This window comes from Brucella sp. IR073 (assembly GCF_049065735.1).
Lineage (GTDB): Bacteria > Pseudomonadota > Alphaproteobacteria > Rhizobiales > Rhizobiaceae > Paramesorhizobium.
Genome location: NZ_JBAKHD010000008.1, coordinates 1 through 24778, shown reverse-complemented (window position 1 = coordinate 24778; position 24778 = coordinate 1). Strand labels below are relative to the sequence as shown.

The following is a 24778-nucleotide window of genomic DNA, read 5'->3' as shown; positions in this document are numbered from 1 at the left end:
CGCCGCCATGAACGGCGAGATAAGCCAAGGCTATCGTTCCCTTAGGAGATCAAACCGTGCTTGCTATATTGCTTCACGTCGCGCCTCCGATATACTGGCCTCCATGAAGTGTTATTCCGGCTATCGTACCCGGCAAATAATCTTCTCCTTGGTGTGTTACTATTACCCCATTGGATGAACACATATAACGTTGGCCTGTGGCGCTTCCAAATATTGAGTTCATTCCTACGGTTATAGTTGCGCAGGAATTTGCCGTCGCACACGCAGCACTATAGAGCGCGTTTTCAACCGTGACAGGTCCGTCGATGACCATCTGCCCGTTGTTTACTGCCCAGAACGCACCAGATGCTGTGCCGCGCACTACGCAGTTGGCCCCGATTTCCATCGAACCGCCGAACCTTGCAGCACACATGAAGGTGACATAAGTGTTATTGGGGATTGTCTCAAAAATTGTATTGAAGCATCTGACAATGCCATTAAAATTTTGGCCCATAACCATGTAAACAGATGTGCTATCAAGCGTATTTTTCAGCCGGACGTTTCGAGTAATCACCGTTCCAGCAGAAACAATCAATATTCCGGGCCAGCCAGCGCTGGAGGATGTATTGGCGTCATTGACAATCAGATACCCTTCCGGGTCAGCGGCATCGCCGACAATGCTGATCGTCCCGTTGACGGACACCTCACCGGGCGCGGCATAAGTTCCCGCTACGCCGAGCTGAATGATGCCGCCTTCGAGAGGCAGAACATAGTTGTTGAGCCTGTCGATCGCGGCGGCGATGGTTTGAAGGGCTTCGCCGGGCGTGTTGGCCGTGCCTGAATTAGCATCATTGCCATCCGGCCGGACGTAGATGACCGGCGGCGTCGCCGGGCGGAGGGCGCCGCTCACCGCCTCCCATGCCGTTCCGTCAAAAATAAGCACGGCCACCGTGCCTTTGACCAGGCTGCCCGGCAATAGATCGTTTCCGTCCTGGCCAATAATGCTCTTTGCGCCGAGCCCGTTGACATTGAGGGTGACCGCTCCCGTATTCGTCGCGGTGAGTTTGAGAACGATCATCATGCCGGCGGCAAGAGCGGCCGGCGGCGGCGTCAGGCTTGCCGTGAGCGCGTTTGCCGTGCCGCCCGCCAGCGCATAGGTCCATGTGCCCGACTGCACGTCGAGTGCGATCTTTTCAATATAAGCGCCGCCGATGCGCTCATATACCCTTCCATCCGGCAGGCTAATGCCATGGCCGTCCACCGGGATGCTGAAGCTCCATTCATTATTGTGCCATTGGGCGAGCTGGCCGGTGTAATCCTGCCACCAACCCGTGGCGCTATCAGGCACAAGATAGGTGTCGCCCTCAGCGGGGCTGGAGGGCGGAGACGCAAGCGTCATGGATTTCACAGGCACCCAGGGCGCAAGCACCAACTGCTCCAGCGGCACCTTGGTATAGTCCGCCCCAATGCCTTCCGGGCTGGCCTTACGATCTGCCGGGTTTGAAGAGTAAGTTTGCGTCATGGTAAAATCCTTAATTAGATGATATTGGGATATCGTCAGGTGCGTTGAGAAGGACTTCCCATCCCACTGCAGCAAATGCAAAATCGATATCTCTCATCGAGTTTCACATACAATTAAGAATTGTCAATACCTACGAATCACTCCTTTAGGATGCAATGGATAAGCCCCGTTGACGAGGGACGTGACTGGCGGAATACGGGGCGTTGGACCGCACGGCGAATGCACAAGCCAGCCGATCCCTACCTGCGAATTAGGTGTAGGATACGCAAGACGTCTCCAAGCAGCGTGCAAGTTGAATGGGACGCCGTCATTGTTCCCAAGTTTGCCCCTTCATTCGTTGAAGGCAAATACCTCCAATTTTTCCAACACAAGGCCTGAGGGCTCCTTGCCCGTTCCATTGCGGATTAACAGATGGTCGGCTCCGCTATCGGTCTGCGGGGTAATGATAAACTCCAATGTCTGTTTATTGGCTTGCGGTATCGCTGAAACTTCCTGAATGATGGTGTTGGTGTCCTCGCAAAATAGAGACAACATTGGCTGGCCCACACTGTCGCGGAGATTCACGCGCACAAGCAGATGCTTATCATGATGCTGAAGATCTTCGGCATCGCTTCCCAAGGGCACCTTGGCCGCATAGCTCCAAGGCATGCCCGGTGTGCAGATCCGGACCCCATCAGGGCCGAGCTCTTCCAAACGGGCGCCATTTCGTATCCAACCTGGTTCGGACATGACTTTGCCGAGCGGGATTATGGCCAAATGTCTGGCCCGGTGCGCGTCCGGCCTATCGTGTCTCGGCCAGTTGCTCTTCAGAAAAATACTCGGATCGCGAGAAAAAAGTGCAATATAATCCGCGTAACTCTTCTTCCAATTGGGTGAAGCGGTGAGTACGAGCTGGTCGAGAGCTGCGTCGAGAGCGATGCCTTCCGGCTGCAAATTATGCTCACGCATCGCCAATATGGTAGCAACAGCCAAATCGGGATAACCGAATGCGGCCTGTAACAACACAAGTTTCACAAGCTTGGATGTATCCGTCTGCAAACGATGCATTGTCGCTCCGTCCATTGACGGATCAAGCATATAAAGGGTATCGGCGAAAAAAACCTGTCCGGTTTCTGTCTGAGCATAAATATCGTATTGGAATTTCCCCGGCAAACAGGCGCGGGTATAAGTCCACGTATCGAGATCAACGAGCCTGTAACCGGCTTGGCGCATGAAATGATCGATATCGGCAAAACACGGCCACCCCGGACGAAGCTCATGCATCATGCATTCGCACTCGACCATCAATACCTGGCCTTCGGTCAATAATGCCGTCGCCCCCTCCAAAACAAAATAATCAAAACCGTCCGTATCGATCTTTAATACGTCGACGGCTTTACGTTTTTCTTCGTTCACAAATTGATCAAGTGCCACATGACGCTCGGAGTATTCAATCATCTGACCGCCATTGAAAAGGGTCTGAGCATAATTTAGGTTAACGATCTTGGCAGCCTCAACCGCGCTACTGCGGCTAAAGAGATACCAGTCATCATCAAGGGAACGTTGCTCTTGCCCGTTTCCGACCCATGCTGACTCATAGTATACGCGCGGATTTTCTTCCGCGGCATTCAGCCGTTCGATTTCTCTCAGCAGAGGGTCAAAACCAACCGCGGTCAGATGGGGTTCAAACTGCCGCCAGAAGGCGTCGATCCCACCGCTCGCTCCGACATCGACAAGCCACAAATCACTGCCGTTGAGCCAGCCTTGTGCCAAGGCCCAGCGTACGAAGCCGGAATTATATTGTTTGCGTTGCATTGGACGCCTTTACAAAGGGAGGCCGTTTGGCATGCAAGCCGAGCGCCGTTTAAACGACAGCTTCCGGGACCGGATATCCGAGTTTCGCGTAGATGGCCCACGCCTCCTTTTTGACCACCCGGCCGAGCATGGTCATTGTCCAGTCATCAAGCTCCACCGGGGTCGGGCCATGTACATTAGGACGCGGCCTATTAAGAACAGTCTCGACCCAACTGGAATCGCAGGCAATTTTGCCCTTGGTGATTTCAGTGACCAGATCGGTGAAGGCTGATGGATCGCGGGTTATGTCCTCCATGCGGAAAATGCGCGCTCCCGTCGCTTCCTCCTCGATGATGGCGTTTAGCATGTTGATGCCATGTAAGCGGTCCAGTTGTTTGGTCGTCAGTGCCTGAGGATCGAGATCGGCGGCAGCAGCGAGGCTATCAACATAGTCTGAGTTATTTGCCCCCCCCTGATATGAGAATCGGGCTAACTGGCTGCGCACACGCGCCAAAGGTTCACGGACGAGTATGGCGCATCCAAAATCATCGCCCAGCGTTTCACGTAGAGCATTTATCTCATGCCGGGCGATGCCATGGACGTCACCGACAGCCTTATAGGAGTGCTTGTCGATAAGGAGGAGACGTAGATATTCCAGACCGTCAAGAGGACGAGATATTATGTCCAGCCCGGTCATCAAGGGATTCACATGATGTTCGCAAAAAATGTCTGGATGCGCGTTCAGTGCCCAAGCAAGCCAGTGTGTTGCTGCGCACCCCCAACTCACCACGGCAAATGCGTGTCCAGCAAAGGGCGCGGCACTCAGAAAATTCGTCTGCGTATCATTTAGGGAAGGCTTCCAGAATTTTGCCGCTAGGGGATATGGAGACTGAAATGGTGCTTCGGAATTGTGATGGCCGTTACCAGAGGAGTTTGCTCGCGTATCATCTTCCACATCAAGCTCGATACGCGGAACGTCAACGCGAACTGTCGTCGGTTGGGCAATTGACGGCCCCTTGCGGATAACGAGCGCTGCGGCTTTCTCCATCGCCGGCACGAGCACACGCGGAGTCTGTCCAGCGCCGGGCTGCACGAAGATTTCCGGCGCAACGGGATTGCTGAGCGTTTCATCCACGCAGAGCAGACCGATATCCCCGCCCTCGACTTGGACTTCAAGCGAAATGACGGCGGGTCCTTCGCCACTCTCGTTCAAGCGCCAGAACGCGCCATATTCCCAAGCCTTGGCTGGAAGGCGCACGGCTCCGGTTTCGTCGATTTCTCCGGAGCCCGCAGGTATGGGCGCTGCGGAAATGAACAATTGTTCGGAGTGAACCGCCGTGACGTCTGTTCCCTCGGCCTTGATCGATAAATTCATTTTCTTATCCCTATAAGCAGCCAGCTCGGTCGCAGCCAGTACAAGCGGTCCAGCTTCGGGCGCCAGCGGTCGTAATTGGCGTTCCAGGCGCGCACCACGCCGTTTACGGAAGTGCTGGTTTTAAACGTTTCCGGCTCGGGGCAGAAATCGTGCCACATGATCAGACCGCCACTTCTGGCCAGGTTCAGCGCTTTATCTGTGTCGCTCGCCACAACGTCCGGCTCATGGCCGCCATCGATCAGGATACTGTCAAAAAAACCTTCGCCAAATTCAGAAACCGGGAGATCGCGGCTGTCCATCAGCAACTGATGCACGCGATCACTGAAGCCCGCCTCCCGGTAACGCCAGCCGATCCAATGGCCCGCATCCTTGATATCGCCGCCAGGGTCCGAATAAAGCGGGGCACCCGACGCACCGCGTTCACCTCCGGGCAGATTGACGGTCCAGATTTCGGCATCGCAGGACTCGGCGCACAAGACGACACCAACTCCCTCTCGTGTACCGAATTCCAAATGGCGGCTGGGCTGAAATTGACGATAAAAAAAGCGATAAATGTCAGCCACTTCCGAGTTAAGCTCCATCGGCGCATAGCGATAAAGCATTTTTTTCGGAACATAGGGCGCGGCAAATCCCAGCGCTGCACCGAGTTCCGATACCGGCAGAATAGAAATGTCCCGCGCCGGTGTCGCTAACGTAGACGGATCGGCCACTTGATCAAGATTGAAATGCCGGATGCCGGCACGCAGAAGCGGCGCCATGGCAGTCGTTGCGGGAATAGCTTGCGCGGCGGACAGGCTATGGACGCGCACCAGGCTTTCGCGACCTTCACTCTCATTGCTGCGCAGTATGACATGCCGCACCTCAGCGCCATCGAACGCAGTAACCCGCGCGGTCTGCAAGCCGGGAGCCATTGAAACGGCCACTTCCTTGCCGAGATAGGTTGTCATATCAGCAAGGCAGCCGATGCCCACCGTGCCCGAGAGAACTTCAAGCGTCACGTCTATGACGAGTGGCCCCAATGGCGGCGGAGCCGTGACCGGCCAGGACGCTGCATAGGACCAATTCGGGCCGGGCACCCGCAACACCCCGTCGTCCCGAAATCCGGCGCCGTTGCACATGGCTGGCGCCTCTTTCAGCAGGTCAGGCAATGGGTTCCCCGGTGCGAAGGCCGCTGGCATCAGGATCGGATCGCGGTCGAAGGTAAGGCTCAGCGTTCCCGGCGTGCCGCCCTCGCCGCGCTTCAGAAGAAAGTTGTCCTGATCTAGAACCAGCGCCGAGGTATAGCCCTGACCGGCGAGCCATAGCAGCGCCTCGCTGACAGATTGACCGCGCGTGGCAAGGGCATGATTGATCTCGACCAGCAGCCATGGATTGAACCGTCGCAATGTCTGGGCAGCACCTTTCAACACCTCCAGGTCAAATCCATCGACATCGATCTTGATGCAATCCAGACGGTTAATCCCGTGTGCTGCGACGAAAGCATCGAGTGTGATGAAGTCGTAGACCTGCTTTTCCGGCGCGCTTCCCCATAGGCGATAAATCGGCTCTTCGCGTGCTCCCTCCACTGCGCCCAGCGCAACCTGGTGAACGAAGACGTTCTCGCACCCTGCTGCCTCGATATTGCGGCGCAAGAGCTCCGCTGTCTGTGTCGGTTCAAAAGCATGAACGCGGCCCTCGGGCGCGAGGCGGGAAAACAGCAGCGTATACATGCCAACATTGGCGCCGATATCGGCAATGATCCAATCGCGACTGGCATGCTCGACAAACCAGCGCTTCGTTTGCAGTTCCGCTTCGGGATAATAATCAGCAAAAGACGGATAATAAGCGGTGAGGGAAATAGGTTCTCCGCTTGGTACCAGGCTATGAATGACCGGCAGATGAAGAAAGGCAGAGAGATCGGCCGTCTTGTGCATTTGCTGGTCGAGCATAACTCAGTTCTCCACAAATACAATTACTCGCGCCGCGCCGGTAATCCACAGCGGCAGAACGTCTTCACATTACCCCTGCATCGGACAGGACAGGCAGTTTGCATAAAGCGGCCCGTCCCGCAGCCTGCGGCGAAGATTGACGAAGGCGATGGAATTCCAATAGTCCATGAACGGGCGTGTGCCGTCAAAGACCACCTTTTCATGGCCCGGCACATGCGTCATGTAGCAACATGGCGAGGCACGAAAGGTCAGTTCGCTTGTTCTGAACTGCTGATAAATAAACTGACAGCTGAACGGCGCAGAACGTCCAAATGGATCGTAATACCCACTTTCAACTTCAGGCACGTAACGGCCATAGCCTTTGGTCTGTTCATAGTCACTTTTAAATGTATTGCGGATATCCCTGTCTTTCAGCGCCTGCTCTCTGGTGACGAAAGGAATACGCCCGGCCGCCGCATCAGCCCGGATCTGTTTCGGGAGAGCGTCGACATGCCATGTCTCCGGCTGCATTTCGATGTGCACTTTCGACTCCGCCGCGACCGCCAATGCCTCGGCTTTCAGTTTCTCGAAATCCGGATGCAGAATAGGCGGCAAGAGATGGTAATTCAGGCCGGCTTTCAAATGCTGGGCTGGAATGAGGGTTCGCAGATAGACCCAATCGACGCCGAGATCATTAGCCAGCCGAATAAAATCGGCGGTCTCATGGAAATTATCCCGCGTCAGCACCATGGAAACGGTAACCAGGATCCGCGGATCCCGCTCACGCTGGCGCACGATCTCGCGCACAGCATCAAGGACCGTATCGAGCGCATCCTCACCCAATCCCATAACCTTATGATGGGTCTCGTTGGATGCTGCATTCAAGCTGAAATTATACGTGGTAATCCTGGCATCCAGCAAAGCCTGCAGCCGGCGCTTCAGGAACATGCCATTGGAAATAATGTAGGATTGCGCCCTGCTGTCCGTCAATTCCGCGACGCGCTTCAATATCGTATCGATATGGGGGTTGGCCAGCGGCTCTCCATGCCCTTCAATACCGATCTCATGTGCATAGGGAAGAATCTCGGCATAGCGTTCCAGCTGGGCCGGTGTCAGCACATTGCGTCCGTCAAGCCACGAATTGCAAAAGGTGCAGCGCGCATTGCAAAGATCCGCAATCGGCAGCATCAGCTTCCAGGGACGAGAAGACAACACGTCGCTCCGGTGATAATATTCCCACCAGTTGAGAGCATAATTTTGCTGCCAAAGATCGTCTGGAAGGGCAGCAATGATGTCCTCTCTGCTAACGGCGGCAACGATATCTTTTATCTGCGTTTCAAGGTAAATTTGTGTATCCAGGTTGCGATATTTTATTTCCTCGCGAAGATCAGAGGGATTGTCGAATTTATAGCGGGATGATGGAGTTGCGAGTGACGGATTTTCCACTCGCAAGTCGGTTTTTTTCACCAGCGTCGGTCTGCCGGGGCGCACCTTGGTGGGTTTCTCGTCTCCGGGCCCCTTCCGCAGGACCAGGGCCTTGACCTTCTCGATCGCGGGAACGTTGATTTCTACCCGCCGCGCCTTGTCAGACCGCACAAAGACTTCTTCTGATACGGCTATGCTCAATGTTTCATCGACGCACATCAAGCCGATATGGCCGCCATCCCCTTCTTCAAGCTCAAGCATGATGGTCATTGGGCCGGATTTGGCCGTATGAACAGGCCATAAAGCCGCATAAGACCAGATTTCAGACGGCACGTGGATAAGGCCAGTATTATCGATCCGGCCGCCCCCCGCCTCTTTCAGCGCCCCGAACACATTGGTTGCTTCGATAAGCATTTCGCCTTCTCCCGCTGATTGCGAACAAAGAATATCAATAAATATTTACTCTTCTTTTCTTGGTTTTTCCATTACTAAAATCGAAAAGTATGGCCAGCCGAGAATGCCATGACGTTCAACGAATGAATAACCAGCGATGACGACGCCAGGAAACCATTTCGTATAAGTAAATGGCTCGGAAGGGATGATATCGGATTTATGATAAAATCAATGTCGACTTCCCCTTCTGTTTCCCATAAAGAAATTTCCTCATAGATAGTATTCGATTCCAAATCAATTAGAGCAACGCTGCCATTATTTTTTACATCCGAAATACGGACTCGCAGGAATAAATCTATGTGACTTTTTAGTATGACTGGTGAAATATAAAATTTTATGGCGGCACTGTATTCCCACGGAGCGGACGTTCCCCTTATTTCAAGTTGATCGCCTGAATATGCGCAATGGGCCCCCGCGGCAGCCCATTCCGGACGCACCATGAAATTATTCAGCGGCATCGTGGCCACTTTTTTCACAAGTAAATTCGTCGTATTTTGCATCGTCATCTCTTCACCGGCACTCACAAGGGATCTACGCGTCTGGCGGCTTCTAATTTTACATTAGGAGGGGGAGATTATGTTCGCGCATTATACAAACCCTCCCAATCCTCCTCGAAACGCGTTCTAAGTTCCTGGTAGGTTAAGTTGTTCCAGCCTGCCTCTACCACAAGCTGGTCAAGCGCTTGTGTAATATCGACGAGACTAGAGAGACGATCTCTGAATTTCACAAGAATGGCTGCTGCCGAGTCAGGATTATGCGCCATAGAAAACAGAATAGCCAGCTTCAACAACTTATCAGCAGAATAACTCTCCGCAAGTTTTTCCATTTCAGGCGCAGTTAAATCGCGAAGGTAAACAGCGTCTCCCTGAAGCGGACGCCCTTTAATGCTATCAGAGGGATGAGCACGACAATATCGTATGGGCAGCGCCGCCATGGAATAAGTGAGCGTCTCGTGACCAAATAAATCAAAACCGCATTTGCGTAGAAAGCAATCCGTATTGTGAAACGAATGTTCATTTGGATTGCCGGAACCAATCCAATTGACCTCCATACGAACTCCAAGCACTCGATAATCGGAGAAAGCTGCTTTCATCGATTTCAGAATTTCGAAGTCATGACCATCCACATCGATCTTGATGAAATCAACGTCGTTGAAAGAATTTTCCCGCAAAAAGGTAGGCAAATGGATTTTATCGGATGAAAGAGCCGCAAGGGACCAATCGCCAGAGGTCGCCTTGTCGACATCCGCCGCTGCTTCGCGCCGCTTAAGTCTTATTTGGCGCGTTTCACAAATCGCCAAATTATTCCATGGATTGCGGCCGGGCATACTGTCTTGCGCGGGATCATCACCAATGACAAAGCCGGAATGATAATGAACGAGAGGGGATTTTTCCGACCCGCGCAATAGTTCGATGCTCTCTATACTCGGGTCGAATCCATGACATTCCAGCTTGCTATCGAACACACGCCAGTATTCCCCAATGCCGCCGGAGCAGCCAATATCGAGAAGTGTAAACCGTTCGACCATCGGCGCCGCATAGTTTGCAAAGCCAGTTCGTTCGATTAAGGCCATGCTGAAAGTCCCTACTCTTTGAATACTGTCTGCTTCAGATACTGACTGCTTCTCGATATTGCCGGACATCCTGCTTATCTGGCGGAAGGTCATCCTGCTGTTCAGTGGGCAGAGCGGCCATGCGCTTAATATTGATACCGGTAACGGAGAACGTTCCATGGCCGTTTGTTCTGATGGAAAAAAGAATATTCGACATCTTCCCGTTTGGTGGGGCCTCGACGTCGAAATCAAGGATGTGAGGAGAATTCAAAATCTCCGACCCGATCACGCGGGCGCGGGCCAGTTGTCTGTCTCCGGCAGAAATATCCATCTCGATGATCGCGAACGGCAGCTGCGACGGCTGGATCCGCGGGGGCCACACTTGCCGCATTAGAAAAGCTTTGAATTCCCCCGCCAGCTTTCGTCCCAACAGTCGTTTTCCTGTGCGCCGAACGCGCCGTTCGAGACGCGGACCGAGAAGACGGCGAGTTTGCATTATGATTTTATAAAGCCGCGGCTGAAGCCAATTTTGCTTTTGCTCCAGCGGGCGGACAGCAGCGGTTTCTACCTCAATTCTGTATTGCCCTGACGGCAATGAAAAAGGACCGGAACGTGCGAGCAGGCCGACAGCACCCACAGGTTGAAGTGCGCCACCCTCCTGGAGAAGGCCGGCTTCGGCCGGCTGAAGCCTGATGCCCTCAGCGATTGGATCGACAGATATCTGTGCTCCGAAGTCATGCCGTTTGTCATAAGGAAAACGGGCCAGAACACCCGGCAATGGGATAGTCTCTCTTGGTTGCGCCCCGAACTCCGTCTTGAAAAGGAAGCCGTGCCGGATCCGGACACTGAACGGGGTTTTGGCGCAGTTGACCTGCTCGCTCCACAAACCCTCAAATGCATTGTGAATCGCGTTGATCCCAACAAATCGCCGGGGCGCGGCCCCCTCACCCAACCGGCTTTTCTCCGCGTCGATCAGAATCTGAAAGGCTTCGGTCAAGAAGCGGGAGAGAAGCCGCCCCTGAATAGACGATAAAGCAAGCGGCGCGCCATCGCCCTGAGAAATATCGAAGATGAAGACATCGGCCTGCGAGGCGATATCATCGAATGTGGAAGGCGTGACCAAATCGGCCAGGTGGCTTGGCAAGTCCTTTGCCACGCTTGCATGCACCCATACCGGCGCAGCAAAGCCATGCGTGCGCAATCCCTCGACGAATAAGGACAACATCTTGCCCGGCGCGCCCAGCCATGCGACTTTCCAATGGCGCGGCACCGAAGTAAAGAGATCAAGCAGAAAGGGCAGTACATGCTCCGGCACATAGCCGCTCGAATTATAGGTATCGCTCGCGTAAGCGCTTTGCAATGGAACATTAAGCGGCGACTGGCGCAGCGTCCCCAACGCAAAATGGTAGCTGCTCTTTTCCAGCGATGAAATCTGAACTTCTTCGATCTCATCGCCGACGCAACCCCAGTTTTCTGCTTGTTCCGGTAGATGCGGTTGTTTTACCAAATAAAAAAAGCGATCGTAGTCGTTTTGGGCGGCATTGCTTCTGTGCATCGGTGTGACTTGCCGCGTATGGTCACAGTGATAACCGAACACCTGGTCCGATAAAACGCCTATATCGCCACGGATCATGCTTATTCGTCTGGCGATGTTGGCATCGACATGCCAGCCCAGCAGCATGTTCTCGTCAAAACCATGAATAGAGAATAAATCCGAGCGCATCATGAGCTGGAAATCGCCTGGCCCGTCAAATAGGAACGGCTTCATGGTTGTGACGATTTCGTTGAGGTGCAGTTCCCAACCCCAACGCCCCACACTCTCAATCACAGCTGCGGGATCGCGCCTGTCCAGCATCTCCCAAAGGGTTTCGGGCACTTCAAAGCGAGGAATGCCGTAATAGCCTTCGGGCAGATCGCGCACGATATCGGTCAGAGTCTGTTCCCGGCGCGGCACGAAGATCATGTCCGTGTTGGTGGAGAGAATCCAGCGATTGGCCGGATTGGAGCGCCGCACAGCGACATTGCGCGCTACAGGCTCCAGCGCTTTCAGCTGCGTGCGCGCCGCAAAACGTTCATGCACGGAGGGACGCACCCGGAGGATGCGCAAGTGCTGCTTTGCCTTTTCCGTCAGCGTATCGGCGATCGCCTCGGGAAAAGTGGGGAAGTCGTCGGGTGTGTTGTAATCTACAAACAGAATCTCATCGTCCGGATCGGAGAGGATCTGCGCCATACAATTGAGACTCAACGCCGCGCGCTTATGCAGGTTGTATCCGTAGTTGTCGTTGCGGCCATAAAGTACGATGGACAGCACGCTGAATTTCCTTCTTACGCTTCGTTACGCTGTTCGGCGCGTTCTGTGCGGTAGGGCGGCTCATTGTCCGCGGTATGCCAATCGCCAGTGCCGAGACGGATCAGGCGTATTCCCGCCGTCTTCATGACGATGCCCCAGGGATCGATGACCGTGCGCTGCGCCTCTGTCGGCAGCCCCGCGGTCCAGACGATCTCCTTGAATTGCGGCCAGGGTGTCATGATGATTGCCGCCTCGCTCGCCATGAGCGCCTCTTCCGGCGTCCCGGCCATCGTAACGGCTCCGTTCAGCACCGCATGCGCTGCCGACATGGCGAGCGGATCATGAACGGCCACACGGAAACCGGCTTTGGATAACCGCGCGGCCAGCATCACGCCTTGGCTTTCCTCAATGACGCCCGTATGAGGCTTATAGGACAGCCCCAGAATGGCGACGCGCCCGGCGGGCTCGACGGATGCCTCCACCGCGCGCATCAAGCGTTGGAGTTGATGTTCGTTGATGTGGTCGGTAGCCTCGGCCAGCATACAATCGACGCCAAGCTTGCGCCCCAGCGCGGCAAAAGCCTTGTTGTCACGCGGGAAGCACGGTCCGCCATAGCCGATCGCCGGTTTCAGATATTTGCGGCCGATACGGCTGTCCGCCCCCACTGCGCGCGTCACCACATCGGCATCGGCGCCGGGCAAATGATCGCACATGTCGGCGATCATATTAGCATAGGAAATCTTCGTGGTGACGAAGGTATTGACCGAAATCTTGCACAGTTCCGCATTGACGAAATTCATGCGATGAAATTCGGGCTTGCTCTGAACCGAACGGCGATAAATAGCCTCCAGCATCGCACCGGCGCGCTCGTCCGATTCTCCGATCAGCAGCATGTCGGGATTGAGCATGTCGCGCACGACCGAGCCGAGCGCAATGAACTCCGGACTATAACATAAACCCAGATCCTGCCCGACCGTGCGCCCCGAGGCACGCTCCAGCGCCTGACGGATCGGACCGCCGGTGGAGCCCGGCATCACAGTGCTGGTGACGACGACCAGATGATAGCCCTGCTTATGGCGCAGGGCGCTGCCGATCTGCTCAACCGCTTCGATGACATAACGGTTGGAAAACAGACGATCACTTCCTGAAGGGGTGGGCACGATGATAAAGCTTGCGTCGCTTTCCTGTATCGCCTTGCCAATATCGAGCGTTGCCCGCACCCGGCCCTGCGCCCGGTCGAGATACTCCTGTAGTTCCGGCTCTTCTACCGGCGCTCGCCCTTCATTGATGGCGTTGACGAACGACTCGTTCAAATCGACCCCGATGACCTCAAATCCCTTGGCGCCGAACACGGCTGCCATGGGCGCGCCCAGCTTGCCAAGGCCGATGACAGAAAGACGCGGATTTTGACCTTCTTGCATGATAACCCTCTCGTAAAATTTGAAGTCAATTCAGGTGCGGACGAAAAACATAGATGGAAGGCAGTGGGACATCTCGCCCGGCAGAGATCAGTTCCACTGGGGTAAGGGTGATACCAGCCTCCTTGAAGCGGGCTTGCAATCGTTCCACCGTTTTGCTTTGCGGGCCGGCGACGGCAGCAATCAATAAGTCGTTTGCGCTGTACTTCTCGCGTAGCATGTTCAGCGGCAAATCTTCCATTTGATCAAACGGCGGCCCCCAGCGTTCCGGCGATCCAAGTTTTGTCCACCCAGCCATGAGAAAACTGTGAGCAACTGTCACAACTTTCCCCTCCCACCTTCCTTTTGTGAGGATAGCACAGGGACCTTCTATCTCCGGCATCTTCTCATTTTGGTCTACTGTGACGAGGATTTTGTTTGGGCGATCTACCTGTCGCATGAGGCTTTGCTGGGATTCAACTAGAAGATTGGTGAAATCCCGATACAAGGTGCACTGTGTTGGTCTATATTGCGAGGGTGTTGCGGTCATAGTCATAGCCGCCACCAGCACAAGTATAGATAAGAAGAGGGAAAGCGGATTTCGCTTGCCCAGAAATCGCGGGAGGAGCCATACAGCTAGAGCAAAAACCAAGAAAGCCACGGCTGTGTTAATGGCCGGCGACCCAAGGAATTTCATAGGTCTTTCTTGCAGCGTACCTGCATTAGGAAGCGCGAGGAGAATGGCTACCGCCGCAAAAAGAGCAAGTACCAAAAGGCTTGCACGCGATTCCAAACGCGGTAGATGGCTATCCATCAAAGCTGCTATGGAAAGGATAGCCGGCACGTAGAGTGGGTAGGTATAATAGCTGGGGATTAAGGCTGTCTGTCCCTCTAAATGCCAGAATATCCAGGAGAGTAACTGCATTACATAGCCGAAATGAAGCGCAAGTTTGAGCCGCTCTGATGTCCGCCATGCTCCGGCGCGCCAAAGGCGCAACCCTTCTAGCAATGCCGGTGCGACCCAAGCGAATAGAAACCCTAGATTGGCATGTTGCCGGAACAACTCCCAAGTTAATGGCTGATGCCAAATCTCACCCTCTGAAGTGGTGATAAAACGGAATGCGATTTCAAATCCTGGGTAAATAAAGAAGGGATTTCGCCCGGCCAAAGCAGCAAAACACATACCACACAAAAAGAATATTCCGACGCCAACCGCCCCCCACAGTATTGCATAGCGAAAATTTACTTGAAACGCGCCAGGTCGCATAGAAACGACAGCAGCAGCGAACAGAAAATAATAAGGAAGCATCTGGAGATTGACTGTGTAATTTACCACCAATGCGCCCAGCAGAGCCCCAACCAAAGCTGGACTCCAGTAATCTCCGATGCCACGCCATCCAGCACAAAGCGCCAATGCTAGCAAGAAAATTGAACTATTCATTACAACGGGATAATCAGACCCGCCGTTCCACCATGACGAAGTAGTAAGCGGAAAGGCCGCCAGTAGCAAAACGATTGCCAATGCCGCAGGTCGATGAAAGGACAGACGACGCCAAAGCAACAATCCTGCTGCAAGATTTGCCCCAATCCACCCAAAGCTCCATACCAACTGAGCCACAACCGGGCGGAACATGAAATGCAGTCCCCATTCTACAAAAATCAGCGGCAAACGCGAAATCTTATAGTGCCAATCCCAGAAATCCGGGAAAATGAAATAATATAAGCCGGTTGAAACCGACATAATGGTGTCCATCCAGCCAATAGGGGAATATAGCCAGTTGGAGTTGATCTGATAAAGAAATATAGGTACGGCAAATGCGATGCCGAATAACAAGCGTTCCGCGGTGATAACTCGCGACGCCCAAGAAAGAAATCTACCTTCTGCTTGCGAGTTAAAGACCCATGTGGAAGATAAGATATACCCGCTGGCCGTGTAAAATACCGCGGCAATTAGCTGCGCCGAAACGGGGGAAAGGCCAATTCGCAGACTGATATGCAACACGGCTAAATTGGCAGCGTAGGCTAGCGCTGCAGCGATAACAAATCGCCCAAATGTATCTTTGTTTCCGTTTTCTTCGTGTGAGGGGTCGGAAGTGTTCAGCGTGCCTTCCTGGTTACTGAAAACCCAGTTCTTCTGTAGAATAAATGAGAGGATAAAGCCTACGGCATAACCCAGTGCGTTACTCCAATAAGGGGAAAGCCCAGCGCCCATGGCTGCGAAAATAACGGCAAAGCCAACAATAGTTACGGCCAGACCAGTGGTGAGAAAGCGCGGGAGCGTTCCTGCATTTTGGCGTAAGTTCACTGTGGTTTCAATGGGCGACGACATAATACTGCCCTCCTAGAGGTAACCAGCGCATCCAATTTTCAAGAGGGCGCAACGCCTTGATAAAACCAGGGAAAAAGAGGGAATATCCGGCTGTGAAATGCCGGAATCCTGCATCATGCAATGCGCGTTTCAGCGCGGGAAGAGAAACCAGGACCGCATCGGTATCGAAAGGGCAGTCCGCTACCATTCGTTGCGTAACCGGATTCCAAGGGTTGTGCTCAAAAATGCACAGTTGCCCACCTGGCTTCAACAGTTGACGGAGACGCTGAAATAGCGCTGGGCGCTCCGGCGGAGCTACGTGATGAATAACAGTCGCTACATAAATAAGATCGAAGCGATATGCCTCCAACGCACCATTCGTCAGCGCATGCACCGCAGGATTGCGCCTGGTGACTTCCAATACACTCTTTTCCGAAATATCGCTGGCGTATATTGTGCTTCCAGCAAACGTTCTCTGCAATTCAGGCAACGAGAGACCAATTCCGCAGCCGAAATCAAGAATTGAAGCCGGTTTTTTCTGCATAAGTCTGGCGCATAACTCTATTTTGTATGATGAAAAATAATCTCTTTCTTTTTCAAAAAAAGATAACTGGTTGGAAAGTAGCTGTTCGTATTTTTCGACGTAATCATCAAAATCCACTTTTTCTTCTATACTATTCATTCCATCCCTCCTGGTCATCAATAATATAACGCGGACGCTTTTTTACTTCCAAGTATATTTTCCCCGTATATTCACCTACCACGCCAAGGCTGAGCAGGATCAATCCCCCTATGGCGTAGAGTGGTATGGTGGTAGACGCCCAACCAGGCACCGTAGACCCGGCCAATGTTACAAGGAGGGCATGGAGCATGAGCACACAGGAAATGAGAAAAATGGCGACGCCCATTCCAGCAATTATGCGCAAGGGAGCGATGGAAAAGGAGGTAACGCCGTTCCATGCCAAAGAGAACATCTTACGTAAGGAATACTGACTTCTTCCCGCTGCTCTCGGCAGACGATTATAGTGGACAAGGGCAACCTTGTGGTGCAACCGCTTTTGCAAACCGCGCAAAAAGAGGTGGTATTCTGGAAACAAGGCCAAGTTGGATAGTGCCTTACGTGACATAAGGCGGTAATCGGCATGCTGGGCGACGAGATCGACGCCCAGCCAACGCATTCCTGCATAGAACAACGCTGCGGTGTTCCGTTTGAAGAAAGTATCCGTTTCACGATTGCGCCGTACGCCCAGTACAAGTTCCGCACCACTCGCATAGGCCGGCAGCATACCATCAAGCGCGGCCAAATCATCTTGCAGATCAGCGTCGATGCTCACGGCGGCGTCACAATGTTCCGCCACTTTCAACAAACCGGCCAACAACGCAGCCTGATGGCCAGCATTCACGCCAAGACGCAGACCCCGCACCGGAACGCCTTCCGCTGAGGCAGACGCGGCGACAATCAACTCCCATGTGCTGTCCAGGGAACCATCATCGACGAATAGCAGAAAACTGCCTAATTGACATTTGTTTGCTTTCACCAGATCGCTCAGTTTTGAACGCAACGCACTTATCGTCTGAGGCAGAACCGCCGCTTCATTGTAACAGGGAACTACAATCGCCAGCCGCGGACAGTCCCTAGCCGGTGCGGCTTGTACTTTGGCCGAATCGGAAAACCAGGTTTGGTCTTTGTTTTTAAGCAAGTCTGGATGGAAAAGCGTTTTATGCTTTCCCTGATGTTGCTCTAAAGCTACTTCTCCGGGCATGAACTTTACTCCGCCGCCAGAAGAGTGTTGCGCCCGCGCTTGCTAGCAACCTGCGTCTCGATCCAGGCATAGGTGCGCGTCAAACCTTCGATGAGCGCCTCATCGGGAGCCCAGCCCAGTTTCTCGCGAATGAGGGCATTATGCGAGTTACGTCCGCGTACGCCTTGCGGGCCCCAGACGTGGCGAAGGCTAAGTGGCTTCCCGGATATCCCGATCACCATCTCAGCAAGTCTGTTGATCGTGACCATTTCTTCCGAGCCGATATTGACAGGACCCTCGAAGGCGGAGCGCGTCAGCATTAGGGTTGCCTTGACGCACTGGTCGATGTAAAGGAAGGAGCGGGTTTGCCTTCCATCGCCCCATATCTCTATTTCGTCGCCGGAATTCGCCTCGGCCACCTTGCGGCATAGCGCTGCCGGCGCCTTTTCCTTGCCGCCTTCCCAAGTCCCTTCAGGGCCGAAAATATTGTGGTACCGCGCGACACGGCATTCCATGCCATAATTGCGGTTGTAAGCCAGATAAAGCCGCTCCGAGAACAGTTTCTCCCAGCCATATTCCGAATCCGGCGCGGCCGGATAAGCGGAGGATTCCTTACAGTTCGGATTATCTGGATCTTCTTGATTGTAGGCCGGGTACATGCAGGCCGAAGAAGAATAAAAGATACGCTTTACATTTCTTTTATAGCAGGCATCCAGCATATTGAGATTGATGGTCGCCGAATTATGCATGATATCGGCGTCGTTCTCACCGGTGAATATATAACCGGCCCCCCCCATATCCGCGGCGAGCTGATAGACTTCATCGAAGCGGCGGTCCACCGCCTGACTGCACGTATATGGATCGCGAAGGTCCGCGATTATGAAGTCATCTGCAGCGGTTGCGCTGAATGGAGGATATTTAAGGTCGACGCCGCGCACCCAAAACCCTTCATTCTTGAGAGTTTTCACAAGATGAGATCCAATGAATCCCCCTGCACCGCAGACCAATGCTGTCTTCATCTACCCTCTCCATATGATTAAAATTTTACTACTATTTAGATGTTATTGAATATTTTTCTTCTGCTCAAGAGTTAAATTTCAATTTTCGGATATTAATTGTTCACATTGGTAGTTTTACTTAACTCAATAATGCGCCCATGTTCAAACCGTATTACCCGGTTACAATATAGTTCAATCATTTCCTGCGAGTGAGACGCCAGTACAAAGATTTTGGCGGATTTAATGACGCTTTCCAGCCGGGCCTTCGCTTTTTTCTGAAACCCGGAATCGCCGGCGCCCAGAACTTCATCAATCAGAAGAATTTCCGGATTGGTGGCTGTGGCGACTGCAAAAGCGAGACGCGTCAACATGCCTGCTGAATAGGTATAAGCGGGGACATTCAGGAAATCGCCAAGCTCGGTAAAGGCCTCCACATCGGGAATGAAGCTTTGCGCCTGCGCCTTCGTCGCTCCCAGAAACATGCCCATGCGCACGATGTTCTCATAGCCGGTAAGTTCGCTATCGAGACCCGCACCCAGATTGAAGATCGTAGAGACCCTGCCGTCGACTCTCACGGCTCCTGAAGTAGGGGTGTAAATGCCCGCAAGCGTGCGCAGAAGCGTGGATTTTCCAGCCCCGTTGTGGCCGACCAGACCAACGCGATCTCCGTCGCGCAAGTGAAACGACACGTTGTCGAGCGCTTTGACCGTCAGAATGTCGCGCACCCCGCGCGAAATCGTCCCGCCCGTGCCGACGGAAACGAGCGTGTTGCGGAGGGACATGCTGCCACCGCGATAAAGCGGATATTCCACCGTGGCGTTGAGGACATCGATAGCAGCCATTTAGTTCACCCAATAGGCAAGACGTTGCCGTTTCAAAGCGGTCAAGATCAGCGCGAGGGACCACCCGGCGATGGTCATGGCGATAACGATCAGCCATGTCGTTGCAGGAGGGACCACCCCCATCAGGGGATCGCGAATAAGGGAGAGCCAGTATGTGAACGGATTGAATTCCGTGATGAAGGCTCGCGCGCCCAGTTGACTGGGGAGAAAGAGGACGGGAGTAATGAAAAACAAAGGCTGCATAATTGCCGCAATCAGCGGCGCCAGGTCTCGATAACGCGCGCCTATATAGCCGACCAATTGTATGATGCACAGCAGGTTCAGGCCGACAAGAACCAATCCCGGCAACATCCAGATGGCCGCAAATGAGAGATGCTGGGGGTATATCGCCAGGACGATAACCACGACGACGAAGTTATGGGCGAAATTGATCAACTGTCGAAACAGAAGCAGCGTCGAGACAAAAAGCGAAGACACCGGTATGTTCAGGAGAAGGTCGCGGTTCATATAGAAGACGGATGCCGCTTCCACAAAGCACGCGCTCAGGAGATACCAGCTTACAAGCCCGATGCTGAGCGTCGGGATAAAGATATCTCTCTGCACATCGAACAGCGCTCCCCAAACGAACCCGAGTCCTCCCACACCGATCAGCGTGCCAAGCACCAGCCAGAACGGCCCGAGCACGGAACGGCGATAGCGTGCGCGCGTATCGCTCCAGGCAAGATGGATCGCGAGGTCCAGCCGCTTGAGCATTCCGTTGATTTCGCGGCCCAGAAGCGTCCGCCAATCGTCACGCCGGATCCCATGCGCCGGCCAGGCGGATACCGTTTCGCTGACGTCGTGCTTCAGCAGCGCCGCCGCATTCTCATACCCGTCCATATATATCCTCCCAGCGCACGATATCGTCTTCCCCCAGATAGTCTCCGCTCTGCACCTCGATCAGCACGAGTGGCAGAACACCGGGATTCTCCAGCCTGTGCCGGTGGCCGCAGGGAATGTAGGTGGATTGGTTGGTCGCCAGCAGAAGTTCCGTCTCGCCATTGACGACCCGCGCGGTGCCGGAAACCACGACCCAATGTTCGGAGCGGTGATGATGCGCCTGAAGCGACAGCCGTCCGCCGGGCTTCACGACAATTCGCTTGATCTTGAAGCGCTCGCCTTCTTCAAGCACGGTGTAAGTGCCCCACGGGCGATGCACTGTGCGATGCAATTGCGCGGCGTCATGGCCTGCGGCCTTGAGCCGGTTATAAATGATCTGGACGTCCTGCGCCTTGTCCTTATGGGCGACAAGCAGGGCATCCTGCGTATCGATGACCAGGAGATCTTCCACTCCAACTAGACCAGCGAGGCGGTCTTTCGAGTGGACGAAACAGTTGCGCGCGCCATCAAGCACCACATCACCGATGGCGCGGTTGCCCTCGCCGTCCGCATCGACCAGCTCTGAAACCGCGATCAAGGAGCCGATGTCCGACCATCTGCAAGATAGGGTTACGCAGGCCATGTTGCCTGCCTTTTCCGTCACCGCATGCTCGATCGAGACTGCGGGCATGGCAGCGAACGGTTCGCGGGCGATTTCCAAAGTCCCATGCCCGCCATGCATACCAGCTTGTGCCGCTTGCAGCGCCGCGCGCGCAGCGTCCAGAATTTGCGGGCAATGCCGCGACATGGCTTCCAGCATGTTTCCAGCCTTGAAAAGAAGCATGCCCGAATTCCAGCAATGACGCCCGCTCGCCATGTAGGCAGCTGTCGTTTCCTGATCCGGCTTCTTGACAATGCGTATGACCTTCTCACCATCCGTTTCGAGATAATCGAAATCCATATCGGGGCGATCCGGCGCAACTCCCAATGTGACGATATGGCCATCCTGCGCCAGGTCGCGTGCTCGCGCTACGCTTTGCGCGAAGACCGCTTCGTCGTGAAGCAGATGATCTGCTGGCAGAACAAGCAGGATGGCCTCAGGCCCGGCCGTTTGGGCCGCGTGGAGTGCGGCGAGCGCGACCGCCCCCGCAGTACCACGCTCTAACGGCTTGAGAAGAAAGGTATTTTCCCTCGCCGCCCTCTCCTTGGCCTCAGCATAGGCGTCTACAGCGCGAAACAGGAACTCCCGGTTCGTTACAGTGAGAATCCGGGCCACGCCGTCAAGCCGGGCCGCACGAGCATAGGTTCGGCCAATGAGCGTGCCCCCATTGGGCAGTTCGATGTAGGGCTTGGGATGAACCTCGCGCGACAGGGGCCATAGGCGCGCTTCTGCCTCGCTTCCGCAGATAATAACTGGAATAAACACATTCCCTCACTTTGACTCATTCACGCGAATTCAAGCTTCTGCTCGTCGAATCATTGTTCTGCTCGGCACACGGCTCTTTTGTTGCGCGGTCAGCTCCCTATAGACGCGGTGATAGGCGGCCCCCATGTCCGATGCCTGGAACAGGCGCTCGTAGCGTGCGCGTGCCTTGGCGCCCAGCCGCGCCGCCAGTTCTTCGTCCTCGGCGAGGATCCGCATCGCCTCGGCGAGCGCGCCCGAGTCGCATGGTGGGACGACAAGTCCGGTTTCGCCATTGTTGTTGACGTAGCTCGTGCCCGTACCGATTTCGCAGGTGATCATGGGCTTTCCGGCGCGCGCGGCTTCAAGCAGTGCAACACCGAAGGCTTCCGAACGCTGATGTGAGGGGAAGACGAAGCCGCGGCATAAGGACAGCAGTGCTATCTTGTCTTCCTCAGAAACTTGGCCAAGGAAAGTGACGTTGTCGGGGGCATCGTCCGGCTTGCAGGGGCCATCGCCGGCAATAACCACCGGCAAACCAGTCGCACGCGCGGCGTCGATCAAGAAGGGGAGTCCCTTATAATAACGCAGCGCCCCGACAAACAGGAAGAATTTATCTCCAAGCCGCGCCCGCCATTTTGCCACCGTCTGGGATCGGGGTGTTTGTTCGTCGCCAATGCCGATTGAAATCACGGATGTTTTGTCCGCATGACGTCGGAGTATCGGACTGGAGGCAGCGTAATGCGGCGATGTCGCGATGATGCGATCGACCGTTCCGAGGAAGCAAGTTTGCAGGGGCGCATAGAGACGCTTGAGGAACCGCTGCTTTACGACGTCGGAATGATAGGTAACGACGCTTGGAATACGTCTGTTCGTAAGATGGAGCAGATCCGCCATCGGCCAGGGACAATGATAATGAACGACATCAACCGTATTCAGCAGTGAATGGAACTTGCCGAATAAGGCTAATGACAAGCTGGTCGATGCGATGAAAAGATCCTGCCGGACCTGATGCGTCACATGATGGCCGGTGGTTATGGGGGAAGCCGCCGGCATCTCCGACAGGCACAAGACATGGCTTTCTACCCCTTGGTTCGCCAGCGCTTCGGCTATCCCCCATATAACGCGAGCAACGCCCGTGAAATCGTCGGGAAGGTATGTCTTATAGACATGTAGAACCCTCAGCGCGCGAAATGCATCTCCAACGTCGAAAGCAGTCAATTTGGCCTCCTGCAACCTATCGACGCAAATACAATGGTGTATTCCAGCGCTCATTAATCAGACGAACTATCGATAAACGAACGTGAAATACACACCCTCCCATATTTTGCGCATTGAAGCATTATCATTATTGGCTTGCATAATTTTGTGAGGATTACGCAGTTACATGATAAGCTTATATACTGAATATATACTAGAAATAATTGGAGGCAAAGAGGGATAATGAAGAATTAAATATAATGTATAAGGAAAAAATGGTCGGCCAGTAATTAAATATTAGCTACCGGCTTGTAACGTCAGTAAAGAAGCTTGCACTGAAAGATGGCTCAACGCGAAATTTCTGCCGAAGCGGATGAGGAAGCGCACCAGGCCCTAGTCTCAGCCGGCATATTCGTCACTGGCATTCATTAGGCGGAGGGGGCAAAGAGCGGGAGCACAGCGGAACGCCACGACGGACCATTCACCGTGTCCGCATCATAGCGCTCCGCCCCTTGAACAGCCCCCCGGACTGGCCCGGCGAAACTGCGCCGAGCCAGCCCCTTAAACTTTATCCCTATGCCGGTTCGTAACAGGATAACGCCTATCGCGTCCGAAATTCTTCTTCGTGATCTTCACCCCCGGCGCCGATTGCCGCCGCTTGTATTCGGCAAGAAACAGCAGATGCTCGATACGCCGCACCAAATCGGGCTCGTAGCCCCGCGCCGCAATGTCTGCCACGCCCATCTCGTTCTCGACAAGGCATTCGAGGATGTCGTCGAGTACCGGATAGGGCGGCAGCGAATCCTGGTCCGTCTGGTTCTCCCGCAGTTCCGCCGAAGGGGCCTTGTCGATGATATTCTGCGGAATGACAATGCCGGACGGCCCAAGCGCCGTGGGCGGCACATTTTCATTGCGCCACCGGGCCAAGGCATAGACCTGCATCTTGTAGAGGTCCTTGATCGGGTTGAAGCCGCCATTCATATCGCCATAAAGCGTGGCATAGCCCACCGACATCTCGGATTTGTTGCCCGTCGTCACTACCATCGAGCCGAACTTGTTGGAGATCGCCATCAGGATGGTGCCCCGAGCCCGGCTCTGAAGGTTCTCCTCGGTCGTGTCCTCTTTGGTGCCCGCGAACAAAGGCTCGAGCGCCTGCATGAACCCTTCCACCGGCGCATGGATCGGCACGATGTCATAGCGGGTGCCGATCGCGCGGGCGCAATCCTCGGCATCCTCAAGCGAATCCTTCGACGTATAGCGGTATGGCAGCATCACCGCATGGACCCGCTCCTCGCCCAGCGCATCGACGGCAAGCGCCGCGCACAGCGCCGAGTCGATGCCGCCCGAAAGACCAAGCACGACATTCTTGAAGCCGTTCTTGTTGACATAATCGCGCAGGCCCAGCATGCAGGCGAGATAATCGGCCTCTTCCTTCTCAGGGATTTTCGACATCGGCCCGTCGATGCAAACCCAGCCGCCCTCCTCCCGCTTCCATGTGGTGACGGCGAGCTGTTCCTCGAACTCCGACATCTGGAAGGCCAGCGACTTGTCGGCATCGATGCCGAAGGACGCGCCGTCGAAGACGAGCTCGTCCTGCCCGCCCACTTGGTTGGCGAAGACGAGCGGCAGCCCGGTTTCGATCACCTGCCTGATCGCCGTCTGATGGCGCACCTCCACCTTGCCGCGATAATAGGGCGAGCCATTGGGCACGAGCAGGATTTCCGCCCCGCTTTCGGCGAGCGTCTCGCAGACGCC

The 24778-nt window shown here is 54.4% G+C and carries 18 protein-coding genes; all 18 read right to left on the bottom strand.

The genetic code is table 11. The annotated features are described in order from the left end of the window. Positions 1–73: 73 nt before the first annotated feature. Positions 74–1501 carry a DUF2793 domain-containing protein gene (locus ACOWVG_RS16035; protein WP_420963326.1) on the bottom strand — a complete coding sequence of 476 codons (1428 nt, stop codon included), beginning with the start codon at positions 1499–1501 and terminating at the stop codon, positions 74–76. Between the two features lie 330 nt (positions 1502–1831). Further along, positions 1832–3295 (bottom strand): FkbM family methyltransferase, encoded by a 1464-nt coding sequence (locus ACOWVG_RS16030; RefSeq protein ID WP_420963325.1) that lies wholly within the window; start codon positions 3293–3295, stop codon positions 1832–1834. A 49-nt stretch (positions 3296–3344) separates the two neighbouring features. Next, entirely contained in the window at positions 3345–4649 is a 1305-nt protein-coding gene (locus ACOWVG_RS16025; RefSeq protein WP_420963324.1) for a hypothetical protein, read from the bottom strand. Beyond that, positions 4646–6577, bottom strand: a complete 1932-nt coding sequence (locus tag ACOWVG_RS16020) for an FkbM family methyltransferase (RefSeq protein WP_420963323.1) — start codon at positions 6575–6577, stop codon at positions 4646–4648. The genes ACOWVG_RS16025 and ACOWVG_RS16020 overlap by 4 nt, the downstream gene beginning before the upstream one ends. Before the next feature lie 69 nt (positions 6578–6646). Then, positions 6647–8395: a radical SAM protein gene (locus tag ACOWVG_RS16015; RefSeq protein WP_420963322.1), complete on the bottom strand. Its 1749-nt coding sequence runs from the start codon at positions 8393–8395 to the stop codon at positions 6647–6649. A gap of 74 nt (positions 8396–8469) precedes the next feature. Then, a complete protein-coding gene (locus ACOWVG_RS16010) occupies positions 8470–8934 on the bottom strand; it encodes a hypothetical protein (RefSeq protein WP_420963321.1) in 465 nt (154 codons plus the stop codon). Positions 8935–9008: 74 nt separating this feature from the next. After that, entirely contained in the window at positions 9009–10076 is a 1068-nt protein-coding gene (locus ACOWVG_RS16005) for an FkbM family methyltransferase (RefSeq protein ID WP_420963320.1), read from the bottom strand. Beyond that, positions 10042–12297, bottom strand: a complete 2256-nt coding sequence (locus tag ACOWVG_RS16000; RefSeq protein ID WP_420963319.1) for a hypothetical protein — start codon at positions 12295–12297, stop codon at positions 10042–10044. The genes ACOWVG_RS16005 and ACOWVG_RS16000 overlap by 35 nt, the downstream gene beginning before the upstream one ends. 14 nt (positions 12298–12311) lie before the next feature. Further along, on the bottom strand, positions 12312–13697 hold the full coding sequence (locus tag ACOWVG_RS15995) for a UDP-glucose dehydrogenase family protein (protein ID WP_420963318.1): 1386 nt from the start codon (positions 13695–13697) through the stop codon (positions 12312–12314). A gap of 25 nt (positions 13698–13722) precedes the next feature. Then, on the bottom strand, positions 13723–16002 hold the full coding sequence (locus tag ACOWVG_RS15990; RefSeq protein WP_420963317.1) for a GtrA family protein: 2280 nt from the start codon (positions 16000–16002) through the stop codon (positions 13723–13725). Then, complete coding sequence (locus ACOWVG_RS15985) at positions 15986–16663, bottom strand: methyltransferase domain-containing protein (RefSeq protein ID WP_420963316.1); 678 nt, start codon at positions 16661–16663, stop codon at positions 15986–15988. The genes ACOWVG_RS15990 and ACOWVG_RS15985 overlap by 17 nt, the downstream gene beginning before the upstream one ends. Beyond that, positions 16656–17744, bottom strand: a complete 1089-nt coding sequence (locus ACOWVG_RS15980; protein WP_420963315.1) for a glycosyltransferase family 2 protein — start codon at positions 17742–17744, stop codon at positions 16656–16658. The genes ACOWVG_RS15985 and ACOWVG_RS15980 overlap by 8 nt, the downstream gene beginning before the upstream one ends. A gap of 5 nt (positions 17745–17749) precedes the next feature. Then, on the bottom strand, positions 17750–18742 hold the full coding sequence (locus ACOWVG_RS15975) for an NAD-dependent epimerase/dehydratase family protein (RefSeq protein ID WP_420963314.1): 993 nt from the start codon (positions 18740–18742) through the stop codon (positions 17750–17752). Positions 18743–18834: 92 nt separating this feature from the next. Continuing rightward, complete coding sequence (locus ACOWVG_RS15970; RefSeq protein WP_420963313.1) at positions 18835–19563, bottom strand: ABC transporter ATP-binding protein; 729 nt, start codon at positions 19561–19563, stop codon at positions 18835–18837. Beyond that, complete coding sequence (locus tag ACOWVG_RS15965; protein ID WP_420963312.1) at positions 19564–20442, bottom strand: ABC transporter permease; 879 nt, start codon at positions 20440–20442, stop codon at positions 19564–19566. Next, positions 20429–21847: a mannose-1-phosphate guanylyltransferase/mannose-6-phosphate isomerase gene (locus ACOWVG_RS15960; protein WP_420963311.1), complete on the bottom strand. Its 1419-nt coding sequence runs from the start codon at positions 21845–21847 to the stop codon at positions 20429–20431. Before ACOWVG_RS15960 ends, ACOWVG_RS15965 begins: the two co-directional genes overlap by 14 nt. Positions 21848–21877: 30 nt before the next feature. Beyond that, entirely contained in the window at positions 21878–23008 is a 1131-nt protein-coding gene (locus tag ACOWVG_RS15955) for a glycosyltransferase (RefSeq protein WP_420963440.1), read from the bottom strand. A 576-nt stretch (positions 23009–23584) separates the two neighbouring features. Further along, on the bottom strand, positions 23585–24778 hold a 1194-nt coding region (locus tag ACOWVG_RS15950; RefSeq protein ID WP_420963310.1), incomplete at its 5' end, for an NAD+ synthase.